This is a genomic window from Plantactinospora sp. CA-294935, from assembly GCF_050936445.1.
GTDB lineage: Bacteria > Actinomycetota > Actinomycetes > Mycobacteriales > Micromonosporaceae > Plantactinospora.
The window spans coordinates 6033083-6045293 of the sequence record NZ_JBNJMU010000001.1; the positions used below are offsets into that span (position 1 = coordinate 6033083).

The 12211-nt window shown below is 66.5% G+C and carries 13 protein-coding genes; 7 read left to right on the forward strand and 6 right to left on the reverse strand.

What is annotated here, in order from left to right:
• Positions 1-99 precede the first annotated feature (99 nt).
• On the forward strand, positions 100-1587 hold the full coding sequence (locus tag ACQEVC_RS26755; RefSeq protein ID WP_432891704.1) for a chitinase: 1488 nt from the start codon (positions 100-102) through the stop codon (positions 1585-1587).
• Between the two features lie 376 nt (positions 1588-1963).
• Here ACQEVC_RS26755 and ACQEVC_RS26760 read toward each other — a convergent pair whose 3' ends face one another.
• Entirely contained in the window at positions 1964-3241 is a 1278-nt protein-coding gene (locus tag ACQEVC_RS26760; protein WP_432882604.1) for an IS110 family transposase, read from the reverse strand.
• Positions 3242-3781: 540 nt separating this feature from the next.
• Entirely contained in the window at positions 3782-4549 is a 768-nt protein-coding gene (locus ACQEVC_RS26765; protein WP_432882606.1) for an SDR family oxidoreductase, read from the reverse strand.
• 77 nt (positions 4550-4626) lie between these two features.
• On the opposite strand from ACQEVC_RS26765, the gene ACQEVC_RS26770 reads away from it, so the two are divergent.
• Positions 4627-5247: a TetR/AcrR family transcriptional regulator gene (locus ACQEVC_RS26770; protein ID WP_432882609.1), complete on the forward strand. Its 621-nt coding sequence runs from the start codon at positions 4627-4629 to the stop codon at positions 5245-5247.
• Positions 5248-5778: 531 nt separating this feature from the next.
• Positions 5779-6258, forward strand: coding sequence for a YcxB family protein (locus tag ACQEVC_RS26775; protein ID WP_346263625.1), 480 nt, complete (start codon positions 5779-5781; stop codon positions 6256-6258).
• Positions 6259-6783: 525 nt separating this feature from the next.
• Here the strand turns inward: ACQEVC_RS26775 and ACQEVC_RS26780 are convergent.
• From ACQEVC_RS26780 to ACQEVC_RS26790, 3 genes are all read right to left on the reverse strand, one after another.
• Positions 6784-7221: a hypothetical protein gene (locus ACQEVC_RS26780; RefSeq protein WP_432882613.1), complete on the reverse strand. Its 438-nt coding sequence runs from the start codon at positions 7219-7221 to the stop codon at positions 6784-6786.
• Positions 7222-7398: 177 nt separating this feature from the next.
• Positions 7399-7629, reverse strand: a complete 231-nt coding sequence (locus tag ACQEVC_RS26785) for an anthrone oxygenase family protein (RefSeq protein ID WP_432882616.1) — start codon at positions 7627-7629, stop codon at positions 7399-7401.
• Positions 7630-7787: 158 nt separating this feature from the next.
• On the reverse strand, positions 7788-8651 hold the full coding sequence (locus ACQEVC_RS26790) for a hypothetical protein (protein ID WP_432882618.1): 864 nt from the start codon (positions 8649-8651) through the stop codon (positions 7788-7790).
• 3 nt (positions 8652-8654) lie between these two features.
• Here ACQEVC_RS26790 and ACQEVC_RS26795 point away from each other — a divergent pair, with 3 nt between their 5' ends.
• On the forward strand, positions 8655-9281 hold the full coding sequence (locus tag ACQEVC_RS26795) for a TetR/AcrR family transcriptional regulator (protein WP_432882620.1): 627 nt from the start codon (positions 8655-8657) through the stop codon (positions 9279-9281).
• A gap of 242 nt (positions 9282-9523) precedes the next feature.
• Here the strand turns inward: ACQEVC_RS26795 and ACQEVC_RS26800 are convergent, their stop codons facing one another.
• Positions 9524-9979 carry an anthrone oxygenase family protein gene (locus ACQEVC_RS26800; protein WP_432882622.1) on the reverse strand — a complete coding sequence of 152 codons (456 nt, stop codon included), beginning with the start codon at positions 9977-9979 and terminating at the stop codon, positions 9524-9526.
• A gap of 194 nt (positions 9980-10173) precedes the next feature.
• Between ACQEVC_RS26800 and ACQEVC_RS26805 the strand changes: the two genes are divergently transcribed.
• From ACQEVC_RS26805 to ACQEVC_RS26815, 3 genes are all read left to right on the forward strand, one after another.
• On the forward strand, positions 10174-10794 hold the full coding sequence (locus ACQEVC_RS26805) for a TetR/AcrR family transcriptional regulator (RefSeq protein ID WP_432882624.1): 621 nt from the start codon (positions 10174-10176) through the stop codon (positions 10792-10794).
• A gap of 297 nt (positions 10795-11091) precedes the next feature.
• Positions 11092-11436 (forward strand): winged helix-turn-helix transcriptional regulator, encoded by a 345-nt coding sequence (locus ACQEVC_RS26810; protein ID WP_432882627.1) that lies wholly within the window; start codon positions 11092-11094, stop codon positions 11434-11436.
• Between the two features lie 48 nt (positions 11437-11484).
• Positions 11485-12129: an NADPH-dependent F420 reductase gene (locus ACQEVC_RS26815; protein ID WP_432882630.1), complete on the forward strand. Its 645-nt coding sequence runs from the start codon at positions 11485-11487 to the stop codon at positions 12127-12129.
• Positions 12130-12211 lie beyond the last annotated feature (82 nt).

Below are 12211 nucleotides of genomic sequence, written 5' to 3' on the forward strand. Positions count from 1 at the left end.
TGGACAGGAACTGTTAATAGTCCTAATAATTAACCATCCTGTCGATGGTCGGTATGCCCAGTGACGCCTCCGGAGGACCCCATGAGACGCTCCAGAACACTGCTGCTCACCGCCGTCGCCGCGGTACTGGCGACCAGCGGCGCCGTGGCTGTCGCGCTGCCCGCGTTCGCCGCCGGACCCACCGCCACCTTTGCCAAGACCTCCGACTGGGGGGCCGGCTGGGAGGGGAAGTACACCGTCAGCAACGGCGGCACCAGCACGCTGACCTCGTGGTCCGTCGCGTTCGACCTGCCGGCCGGCAGCGTCGTCGGCACCTACTGGGACGCCCTGCTGACCTCCTCCGGCCAGCGGTACACCTTCACCAACCGATCCTGGAACGGCACTCTCGCTCCGGGCGCCTCCGCGTCGTTCGGCTTCGTCGTGACCGGCGCCGGCACCCCGACCAACTGCACCCTCAACGGAGCCTCCTGCGGGGGCACCGGCACGCCACCCACCACCACCCCGCCCGCGACCACCCCGCCACCCAGCACTCCGCCGCCCACCACCCCGCCCACCGGTGGGCTGCCGAAACGGGCACTGATCGGATACCTGCACGCCAGCTTCGCCAACGGCTCCGGATACCTCCGGATGGCGGACGTGCCCGCCGACTGGGACATCATCAACCTCGCCTTCGGGGAACCGACCTCGGTGACCTCCGGCGACATCCGCTTCCAGCTCTGCCCGGCCGGCGAATGCCCCGGCGTGGAGACCGAGGCGGCGTTCATCGCCGCGATCCGGGCCAAGCAGCAGCAGGGCAAGAAGGTGCTCATCTCGATCGGCGGGCAGAACGGCCAGGTGCAGTTGACGACCACGGCGGCCCGGGACCGGTTCGTCAGCTCGGTCAGCGCCATCATCGACCGGTACGGGCTCGACGGGCTGGACATCGACTTCGAGGGCCACTCCCTGTCGCTGAACACCGGCGACACCGATTTCCGGAACCCGACCACCCCGGTGATCGTGAACCTGATCTCGGCGATCCGGGCCCTCAAGCAGCGCTACGGCGCCGGCTTCGTCCTCACCATGGCGCCGGAGACCTTCTTCGTGCAGCTCGGCTACCAGTACTACGGCTCCGGTCCGTGGGGCGGGCAGGACCCGCGCGCCGGGTCGTACCTGCCGGTGATCCACGCCCTGCGCAACGACATCACGGTGCTGCACGTGCAGGACTACAACTCCGGACCGATCATGGGACTGGACAACCAGTACCACACCATGGGCGGCGCGGACTTCCACATCGCCATGACCGACATGCTGCTCGCCGGCTTCCCGGTCGCCGGGAACGCCGCCAACGTCTTCCCGCCGCTACGCGAGGACCAGGTCGCATTCGGTACGCCCGCGGCCACCAGCGCCGGCAACGGCTACGTGGCCCCGGCCGGCGTGCAGCAGGCGGTCACCTGCCTGGTACGCGGCACCTCCTGCGGCGGCTACACCCCGCGCAGCGGCACCAATCCGAACTTCCGGGGCCTGATGACCTGGTCGATCAACTGGGACCGCTACTACGGCTGGGAGTTCCGGAACGCCCACGAGCCGTTCCTCAACTCCCTTTCCTGACCCTGTTCCCGTTCAGCGGCAGACCGCCGGTCGCCGCCGTTTCGGATCGAGTCGAGATCGACCTCGCGTTCTCCGAGCAGGACTCGGCGGAGGTGGTCCTGCTCCACCTTACCCGCCGCCCTAAGTGTCATTGATGGCCTTGAGCTGGGCGAACACGTCACGCACATGTTCATGACGTTGGTGTGGGGCGACGGGATCGATGCCCCCCGCCCTGCGGCTGCCGTCCACGGCACTGGCGCCGGCCCACTACACTCGGTCACCGCCTAGCGGATGCCTCGGGCGCGGATCGCGGCTGACTCGAAAATGTTGAGTGGGTGGGCAGGCGGCAGCATCGCGGTGTAGCCGCGATGGGTTGGGTTGGCTGTGACCTGGTTGGTTAGGTGGCGGAGGCGTCGATGCGGGTGGTGAGGGTGACTTGCTGTCCGGTGATGCGTTCGAGTTGGTGGATGAGGTTGTGTTGGAGGTGTTGGTGGTAGCGGGTGTCGTGGTAGTTGGCGCCGAGGTCGTGGTAGCGGGCGGTGGGGTCGGCGAGTAGGTGCCAGATGACGGTGCGGATCGAGTTGCCGGTGGCGACGATGGCGCGGAGTTTGCCTCGGCGTCGGGACAGGCGTCGGTAGCGTTCGCCGAGGAAGGTGTCGCTGCGGGCGAGCACTGCGGTGATTTCGCCGAGGGTGCTGGCGAGCCAGGGGTTGCCCTTGCCGGTGGTGGCGGGTTTCGTCTTGCCGGCGGACTGGTTCGCGCGGGGTGCGAAGCGGGCCCAGGACGCGAGATGTTTGGCGGTGGGGAAGACGGTCATGTCGACGCCGAGTTCGGCGATGAGTTCCTGGGCGCAGGTGGCGCCGATCCCGGTCACTTCATCGAGTTGAGCGACCTGAGCCGCATAAGGGCTGATCACGGTTTCGATCACGGTGTTGAGCTCGCTGATGTCGGCGGTCATCGCGTCGATACGTTGGAGCATCTTGGCGCAGAGCAGGGCGTGGTGGTCGGCGAAGTGGCCGGTCAGGGCCTCCCGGAGTTGGGTGATCTTTGCGCGGAGCCGGCCGCGGGCCAGCTCGGCCAGGACCTGCGGGTCGCGTTCCCCGGCGATCAGCGCTGTGAGGATGGCCCGGCCGGAGACGCCGAACATGTCCGAGGCGACGACGGACAGTTTGATCTGGGCGTCTTCGAGGAGTTTCTCCAGGCGTTGCTTCTCTCGGGTGCGGTCGCGGATGAGGGAGCGGCGGTAGCGGGTGAGGTCGCGTAGCTGGCGGATCGGTTTGGGTGGCACGAAGCTGGGCGCGCAGATGCCCCGCTCGACGACCTTGGCCAACCATACGGCGTCGAGTTTGTCGGTCTTGGGTCGTCCGGGCACGTTCTTGACGTGGCTGGCGTTGAGGAGCCAGCACTGGAACCCTTCCGCCTCCAGGAGGTAGAACACCGGCTTCCAGTAGTCGGAGGTGGCCTCCATCGCCACTCGCGTGACCTGTAGCCGACGCAGTTGGTCAGCGAGGTGGAGCAGGGCGCCGGTAGTCGTGGCGTACTCGGCGACTTCTTGTCGCCGTCGGCCTGGAAGGCGTTCGTGCGGCACCCGGATGCAGGCCACGAGATTGGCTTTGCCGATATCCAGAGCGGCGACCCGCTCCACGAACTCGGCTGATTCGTCGGTTGCTTCCACCTTCGCTCCTCACCGCACTGTAGGCAGCATCGGGTGGCTGCCCGCAGGGCCGAGGAACAACAACAGGCGGACCACCTCGTCCTGCTGAGGACTTCGGCCAGCGAGGCCCTGGGGTGTCAACCACGAAGCATGCGGATTGCAGGATCTCCAGGAGTGCGGCACGGACCCGTCGGATCCCGGCGTCGTCCACGTCGAGGTGCAGGCGGCAGTCGCGCGGGAAGCCGAGGGCCGCGGCGGTCCGTGCGCCCAGTTCGAGGGACAGCTCGTGGTCGATGAGGGTCCAAGCGCCCGGTCCGTTCGCGACCGATCCGGCGCTGTTGATCACCTCGTCCGCCCATCCGTCGTAGCGCAGCCGGATCAGCATGACGTGGACGCCTGCGACGCCGAGGATCAGCGTGAGTTCGTCCTCCCGACACACGACCGCCGACCCACATGATGCTCAACCAGATGCACGCGCCTCGGTGCAACCGACGCCGGCGAGCAGCGCCCGCCGTCGATTTCGGTGACGAGCGGATCGCGGCTTTTCCGCACAGGGATGTGTCACAGGTGTGCGCCGCCGGTGGCGTCGAGATGCTGGCCGGTGACCCAGCGGGCCTCGTCGGAGGCGAGGAAGGCCACCACGTCGGCGATGTCAGCGGGTTGGCCGACCCGGTTGAACGCGGAGAAGGAGCCCCAGAAAGCGAGTTGTTCAGGGTTGTCCCGCAGCCAGACGGCGTTGCTGTCCACGTCGACGATGCCAGGGACCACCGAGTTGACCGTGATACCGCGTTCGCCGAGCTGTTTGGCGAGGGTGAAGGTGAGAGTGTGGATGGCGCCCTTGGTCAGCGAGTAGGTGATCATCGCGGGTGCGGCGATGCGGGTGACGCCGGAGGAGATGTTGATGACCCGGCCGTTGTTCCGCAACTGGTTCAGGGCCTGCTGAAGGATGAAGAACGGGGCTTTCACGTTCACGGCGACGATCTTGTCGAATTCGGCCTCGGTCGTGCGGGCCAGGTCGTTGGAGCTCGCGATGCCGGCGTTGTTGACCACGATGTCGACGCCCGGTTCGGCGCCGGATTCGGTGAGGCCGGCGTCGAAGGCGGACCACAGCGCCTGTGCGTCGCCGGGTACACCCAGTTCAGCGCGGACCGCGAACGCGCGGCCGCCGGCTCCGGTGATGGCGGTGACGGTGTCGTTCGCGGCCGCCTCGTTGGTGCCGTAGTGGACGGCGACGAGGGCGCCGTCCGCCGCGAGTCGTGTGGCGATTGCCCGACCGATGCCTCGGCTGCCGCCCGTGACCAGAGCGGTCTTGCCGTTGAGCAGTGCCATGATGCCGCGTGACCTTTCTGTAGTAATCACTATGTATTGCCTGGGCATCAGGCTAGCGAGCGCTATAGAATGTGTCAATGGCCAATGATCGTCCCCGCCGGCGTGGCCGGCCCCGAGCCTTCGATCGGGACCAGGCCCTGGTGACGGCCCTGCGCGAGTTCTGGCAACGCGGCTTCGAGTCGGTGTCGGTGGCCGAACTCACCGCGGCCATGGGCATCACGCCACCCAGCCTCTACGCGGCGTTCGGCGACAAGAAGACCCTGTTCCGCGAGGTGGTCGAGCGCTATCAGCAGACTCACGGCGCGTTCTTCGCGACGGCACTCTCGGCGGAGGAGTCCGTGCGCGACGGTGTCGCCCGCGCGCTACGCGCCGCTGCGGTGGAGTACACCCGGCCCGAGCATCCACCTGGTTGCCTCGTCATCAGCGCGGCCGTCAACTGCACCGCAGCATCGGCTGACATCACCGAACTGCTGCGCGCCCAACGGACCGCCAACATCACCGCGCTGCGAAAGCGGATCGAGGCCGATGTCGCCGACGGCCGGCTGCCCGCCGGCACCGACGCCGGCCGTCTGGCCGTCCTCGTCGGCGTCATCCTGCAAGGCATGTCCCAGCACGCGCGCGACGGCGCCGGCACGGATGAGCTTCTCGCCGTTGCCGAAGCCGCTATGCTCGCCTGGCCCGCGAAGATCGACGCGTAACCGTTTACACGCTGCGCATGATCCGATATCCGCTCATCGGCTCCGTTCCGGGCGCCCGTCAGACCGCCTCCACGTGACCGTGCGTGACGCGCGGATCGCGGCTACGAGCGTGTGCGTCTGTCAGCCATCATGTGCGGATGGCAGCAGACATCTCGCCCACGCCCTTGAGCGATGCGGAGATGGAACAGCTCGTCGAGTCCTCGCCCGGTACGTCAACACCGAGCTCGACCAGTTTGAGCATTGGCGGGTCGAGACAGACTACGGACCCGCGTTCATCGACATCTCACGCCACGCGTCGCACGACGCCCACTGGGCGATCTGGCCATTGCCCGCTTCCGTCGGCAAGGAGTCCTGAACGACAGCGCGTGCTCACCGGCTCGGCATGAAGTCTTCCGACCATGCGCCCGCCGCTTCGGTCAACGCCCAGGCTCCTTTCCGGTAGTGGCTCCTTCCACCCGAGTGGATGACCCACGAAGATCAACCACAAGAGCGGAACCGAGCCGGCCGTTCCATGCTGACTAGGATGCGGCGATGCAGATCTCCATGTGGGTCCCCTATGACGAGAAGCGACTACGGCGCACGCTCCGGTTCCTCCTCCGTCCGCAGCTGAACTCCGTCCGCATCCTGGGCGGAGTGCTGATCGTCCTCGGCCTCGCCCTGGTGGCACTGGAGCCCTCGATGCCGATGGCCTACGGGGCTTTGGTCCTCGGACTGCTGTTCGTGGTCGCGATCGCACCGATCACGGTGGCTCGGTCGGTGCGTATGCAGTCCGACGTCATCAAGGACGGGTTTCACATGACGCTGGACGACGAGTGGGTCACGGTGGCCAACCCGCTCGCCGAGTCGCGGTTTCGGTGGGCCGGCCTCGGCCGCGTCATCGAGACCCCCGAGGTCTGGTACATCATGTTCGGCAAGATCCAGGCGATCACGATCCCGAAGGACCTGTTGACCGAGGAGCAGCGGGCCGAGTTCGCCGCGTTCGTCAACGGGTTGCAACCCGCCTGGAAGTGACCGCCGCCCATGGCGAAACAGTCACGAGCCAAGACGATGGGGCCGCGAGCCGGCCGATCGTCGGGTTCGGCGCAGGCGAGCTTGACTACCCCGCCCTGAGCACGTCGTCGAGCGGCCAGGCGCGGCGCAGCATAAGCAGCCCGCGGACCGTACGAAGGCGCTGGTGTTCGTCGCACAGTGAACCCGACAGGGCGGTGTACAGCGCCGAGCAGGTGACGGCGATCGGACGCTGGGGCATGTCGTCTGCCCACGCCGCACTCGGCAGGACCAGCCACGACCCCACCCGAGCAGGAGGCCCAAACGCACGACATTCGGCAGATCCGGGCACCGCCGTCCCCGCTTGCGGTGACTTAGCGTAGTCGACGAATGCTCGCGGCCTGCCCTCGCGGACGTACCGACGTCAATGGCTGCTGTGTACTTCATGGCGTACGCGGCTCTGCAGTTCGAGGCCTGTATCTCACTCTCTTCGATCAGGCCCTGGAAGAGTCGAGTTATCCGGGGAGGGTCGGCTATCCGGGCCGTCGTTCAGGAGCGCCGACGGAAGAGTCGGAAGGTCAGGTAGACGATCGCCGTGGCCAGCAGCACGCTTCCCACCGGCGCCATGACCGAGGTTCCCAGGGAGCTCTTTCCAGGGGATCCCAATGCCATGTGCACGAAGAAGCCACCGGAGAGCAGCCCCATCCCCGTGAAATAGACGAGGAAGCTGATGATCGTGGCGCGATCGGACAGACCGGCCCGATTCGCCGACATTACATAGAGGATGCCGATCGCGGTGAGGATGCCGGCGTGAGCATGACCGGCGCGGAAGAACTGTTCGGCATGCGCATCGATGGCGATCTCGGTCAGCAGTCGCAGCAGCGAGTAGCCGCCGAACATGACCCCGAGCAGGGTGAGCCAGCTGATGGCGATGAGAGTGTCGGTGACTTTCCGGCGCACGGGCGGGGCGGTGGTCTCTTGCGTCATGGTGGCTCCGTTCTCGATGGTGTGGTGACGTGGTCTGGCTGGTGGTGGCGGTTTCGCGGTCATGCGATGTCTGCTGTGCCGATGGCGACTAAGACGAATCCGGCGAGCAGTAGCCAGGGCCGCACGCCCTGGAACGCTTCCCAGCGGCGGCGGGTGCGTTCCCAGTCCACCGGTGGATCATCGATGTTCCAGGACCCCGTGGGCGATGTTGATAGGGACATTGACGATGACCGTGAACCCGATCGCCGAGCCGAAGGCGACCACCGCGACCCAGTACCACCGCGCTGAAGGCGAGCCGCTGGAGCTGGCGACGGCGATGGTCAGCGCAAGGCTGCGGAGAGCCTTTGGGACGAACTGCTTGACGGCATCAGGCAGCTCCAGGAATCGCCCGACGTACCGCACCGGCACTCGGACTAGCCGCAGGGATGACGCCGCGGGGCTGCCTCGCCAAGGTCACGTGTACGGATCTGCCGCCGAGCGCGGGCGCTCTGGACACCGGCGCCCCGTCACTCTCCGTACGCCATCGACCAGCCGCCGAACGCACGCTCGTGTCGATGAGCGGATGTCTATGCCTGCGCGCTCTCCGGCGGTTCGACGCGCTGCTGTGCTGGATGGCGACGCTGGCCGGCGGGTGGATCGGCCTGCCGATGGTCTGATCGAAATGACTCAACGGGACCGGTGCGTCGGTTATTCGGTATCGCCTGGATGGGAACGGATGTCAGGCGGATCAGGGTGATGCTGTAGGCGACGATCCACACGACCCAGATCAGCCAGCCGACAAGGCCGAGGAGACTGACCGGACCGGGGTCGTCGATGACCAGGGGGCTCAGCACGGCCGAGCCGAACTGGAGTGCGGCGGCCAGCAGGCCGATCCCGCTGTGCCAGCGGCGGATCAGGCCGGCGCGTCGGCCGCTGATGGACAGGCCGGTCATGGCCAGTGCCAGGAAGGTGCCGTTGAAGATGAACAGCGCGTTGTGTAGTGCCCAGAGTCCGGCGATCGTGCTGCTGTCCTGCGTGGTCGTTGACGCGAGCGCGAGCCGGGTGGCCATCACGCCGGTGAAGGTGATGTTCTGCATGATCACCCCGGCGAATCCGACCAGGGACCAGGCTGTGCCTTGCTCGCGATCGGATCGCCACAGCACGGAGACCGCGCCGGCGCCGAACAGGGTGGCCAGCACCCAGGCGATCGGGGCGAGTGCTGACGCGAGGCCGACGGTGTTCTGTTGGGTGGTGAAGAACTGGACAACGTCGTTGGTCTCAGCGCCGGTGTGGGGCAGGCCGGCTGGCACCAGGAAGGCGTTGGTGGAGGCGATCAGGATGGCGAAGCCGAGTCCGGCGAGTCCGGCGATCCGTGAGAACGTCCAGGTGCTTCCGACGCCGAGTTTACGTGACATGTATTCAATATAAGGTACGGAAAGCGAAGGAGGCAAGCCATGACCGCCGAGGCAGGCAGGCGCAGGTACGAGTCGTTGCGCCGGGCGGCGCAAGCGGCAGAGACCAGGGGTGAGATCGCCAGCGCCGCTCGTCGGCTGTTCCTCTCCCGGGGCTGGGCGGCGACCACGGTACGTGACGTGGCGCGGGAGGCCAGGGTCTCGGTGCCGACCGTCTACGCGGTGTACGGGAACAAGATCGGGCTGATCCAAGCCCTGGCCGACGCGGCAGACATCGCCGCGAATCCATCGCAGTCGCTCGCCGAACTGGAAGAGGCCGGGAACGATCCGGTGCGGCAGCTCGCGGCGATGGCCGGCTACGACCGGCGTCTCTTCGAGCGCGCCGGTGACGTCATCACGCTCGTGCGCGAGGCGGGCCGCACCGAGCCCGAGCTGGCGAGCGTCTACCACGCCGGCCGTCAGCGGGGGGACGAAACCAGGATCCAGGTGTTCTCGTCGTGGCCGGGTGGCGTTCTCCGGCAAGGATTGGACATACCGTCGGCCGTCGACATCTACGCGGCGATCTGCAACATCGACGTCTACACCGCACTGACCAACGAACGCGGCTGGCAACCCGATCAAGTCGAGCGCTGGTGGACCGAGGCCCTGGCCCGCGAACTCCTGACCTGAAGTGTCATGAGGCGCCTCATGACGGGCCGTCCTGGTACGGAAGATTACGAGGTAGACGACGACTACGAAGACCACGCCACCTCGTCCCACGGGCACCGCATCCCAAGCCAGGCGGGTACTGGCCGCGACTGACCGTCGGCAAGCCGGTCGCATTTGATTCGGTATCCGCTTCTGTAATCCCCTACACCACAACGGATCCCGTCAACTCACTTCACGTGGTCAACGGGTAACCCAACACTCTCTCAGCCGACCGTGGCGACCGAGAGAGCGACGAGCAGGAAGGCCGCGAGATAGGCCCACGAACGGTATCCCTGAAACCACTCCCAGCGGTTACGGCGCTCTTGCCAGCGCTCCGGAGGGAAATCCTTGTCCCAGCGCAGTGTGGACAGGTTGATCGGCACGTTCACGACCACGGTCGTGACGATGCCCGTGGCCCAGGTCGCGGCCGCAACCCAACGCAACACCTCGGGCAACCCCGCTCCATCAGGGCGGGCCGCGTAGCTGATAGCCAGCACGAGCGAAGCCGTCATCAGCACCGGCATCACAATCCCGAAGGTACGCAGCAGACCCTGTTCGACCTGGATGTGGTCACGCGGCGCCAGACGCTTGACCACCGGATGCACAAAAGCATAGGAGCCGAACTCGGCGCACGCCGTGAACCCCAGCACCGCGACGGTGGCGAACATCAGCACGTCCATACCCGGTCCTCTCATCGTGCCGGACTGCACAGTGTCACGCCCCATCGACGAGCTGTGCCGCAGCATCCGCGACGTGACACCGCACATGAGAAAGCACGACTGGAGCCGATCGCCGCGATCGCCGGTGCTCCCGCCGAGGTGGCCGATCGGCAGCGCAGCGCAAAGGTTATTGATTGATTGATAACATGTCAACCATGGGCCAGAAACGAAACTCCTCGTCCCAGCGACGCGCTTCCGTGCTCGCTGCGGCGATCCGGATCTTCGGCAGCAAGGGCTTCGCCGCAACCACCACGGCAGACATCGCCCGCGAGGCCGCCGTGAGCCAGCCCTACGTGGTGTCCCTGTTCGGCAGCAAAGACGCGCTCATCCGAGCCGCGATCGAGCACGCGCTCGACAGAGTGGTCGAGGTGTTCGAGCAGACGATCGACGACGACGCACCTGGCGACCTCGCACCGCGTATCGGCGTCGCCTACCTTCAACTGTTCAAGGAGCAGGGATTGCAACTCTGCCTCGCGCACGCCTTCACCGCCGGCACCGATCCGGAGATCGGGCCACTCGCCAGAGACGGCTTCCTCCGCGTCTACCGAGTGCTCGTCAACCGCGGCGATCTCACACCCGAACAAGCCAGTCAGACCCTCGCCACCGGCATGATGGCCAACGTCATCCTCGGCTTACGTCTGGCCGACGACTACGACCGTGAACCCGTAATACGCGAACTCCTCTCGGCGACCTACCCGAGCAATGTCGAGCTCCTCAGGACCGTCACCGGTGCCTACGATGGCGTCGCCCCTCTACAAGGTGGGGCCGGCGTTTGATCCGCTGGTGGGTCAGGTCAACGACGGGACGGTCGGATCGTTGGGCTGCAACTGCAGCGCCCGATGGGGCGCCGACCGTTGTAGTGACGCGAATGTTCAAGTGGCCCCTGCCCGGCGCATGCCGCAACTCCCGCCGTGCGCCCACGCCGTCGGCCAGCGGGTCGCCGAGCGGCTTGGTTTCACCGTAGACATGCGCCCGGGTACGCGGTGCCTGCCAGCATGGTGGATCCTGGTTGACGTGGACCACGATCTGTTGACCGCTGTAGCGCCCTCGCGAGAAGCGGAGGTCGGCGTTGCATGAGTGACTTAGACGTGTTTCTCGCTGACTGCCCCGCCCGCACGACGCTGGATCTGGTGGCTGACACCTGGTCGGTCGTCGTGGTGTTCGGGCTGGGACGCGGTCCGCAACGCTACAGCGATCTCCACGACCGAATCGGCGGGATCAGCAAGAAGATGCTCACCCAGACACTGCGCAAGCTGGAGCGCAACAACCTCGTGGAGCGACGAGTCTTGGCTACCGCGCCTGCGGGCGTAGAGTACCGACTGACCCAGCTCGGGCAGAGCCTGCTCGGGCCGGTGTCGGTACTCGCCCGGTGGGCTGAGGAGCACGCCGACGATCTTGTTGACGACGACAGCATCTGACCAAGCAGGGAACCGGATGGTGCCCCACGTCCGCCTAACGTTGCCGTCATGAGAATTGGTGTTCTTGGTGCCGGGGTGATGGCCGACGCGCTCGGCACCCGGTGGGCCGCCGCCGGCCACGAGTTGATGGTCGCGGGTCGGACGGCGAGCAAGGCCGAGGCATTGGCCCGGAAGTGGGGCTGCCGCGCCGGAAGCTTCAGGGAAGTGGCCGAGTTCGGCGATGTCGCTCTGATCGCAGTCCTCTACCAAGGCATGCCGGCCACCCTGGCCGAGATTGGCGACGCGCTGCGCGGCAAACCGATCGTCGACTGCAATAACCCGGTCGAGATCGAGCACTTCACTCTGGTCACCGAACCCGGTCGGTCGATGGCACAGGACATCGAGCTGGCGACCGGCGGACACGTCGTCAAGGCGTTCAACCTCTGTGAGGCGCGCGTGTGGCAGATGGATCCGCCGATGTTCGACAACCGTCGTCTGGTGGTGCCCTACTGTGGTGACCACTCCGCCGCGCTGGACATAACGCGACATCTCATCGCCGACCTCGGCGGTGAACCGGTGCCGATCGGCGGCCTCCGGCATGCTCACCACCTTGAGGCGATGGCTGCGGTCGTGATTTCGTTGCTGTTCGGCGGACGTGATCCGTACACCGTCTTCAACCTCGTTGACCGCGCCACCGTCAGTATCGACGCGTAGCTGAATCCGCCGGGACATCGCTGGCCGACAGCCGAAGGGCTGTCGGCCAGCCCGTCGAGATGCGTCTCCACGAACGCACTGT

Bases quoted from the DNA above. Each gene is read 5' to 3' on its own strand.
- ACQEVC_RS26765 (WP_432882606.1), bottom strand. From the start codon at position 4,549: ATGGCACTGCTCAACGGCAAGACCGCTCTGGTCACGGGCGGCAGCCGA.
- ACQEVC_RS26770 (WP_432882609.1), top strand. From the start codon at position 4,627: ATGGCCAATGATCGTCCCCGCCGGCGTGGCCGGCCCCGAGCCTTCGAT.
- ACQEVC_RS26775 (WP_346263625.1), top strand. From the start codon at position 5,779: ATGCAGATCTCCATGTGGGTCCCCTATGACGAGAAGCGACTACGGCGC.
- ACQEVC_RS26780 (WP_432882613.1), bottom strand. From the start codon at position 7,221: ATGACGCAAGAGACCACCGCCCCGCCCGTGCGCCGGAAAGTCACCGAC.
- ACQEVC_RS26795 (WP_432882620.1), top strand. From the start codon at position 8,655: ATGACCGCCGAGGCAGGCAGGCGCAGGTACGAGTCGTTGCGCCGGGCG.
- ACQEVC_RS26800 (WP_432882622.1), bottom strand. From the start codon at position 9,979: ATGGACGTGCTGATGTTCGCCACCGTCGCGGTGCTGGGGTTCACGGCG.
- ACQEVC_RS26805 (WP_432882624.1), top strand. From the start codon at position 10,174: ATGGGCCAGAAACGAAACTCCTCGTCCCAGCGACGCGCTTCCGTGCTC.
- ACQEVC_RS26810 (WP_432882627.1), top strand. From the start codon at position 11,092: ATGAGTGACTTAGACGTGTTTCTCGCTGACTGCCCCGCCCGCACGACG.
- ACQEVC_RS26815 (WP_432882630.1), top strand. From the start codon at position 11,485: ATGAGAATTGGTGTTCTTGGTGCCGGGGTGATGGCCGACGCGCTCGGC.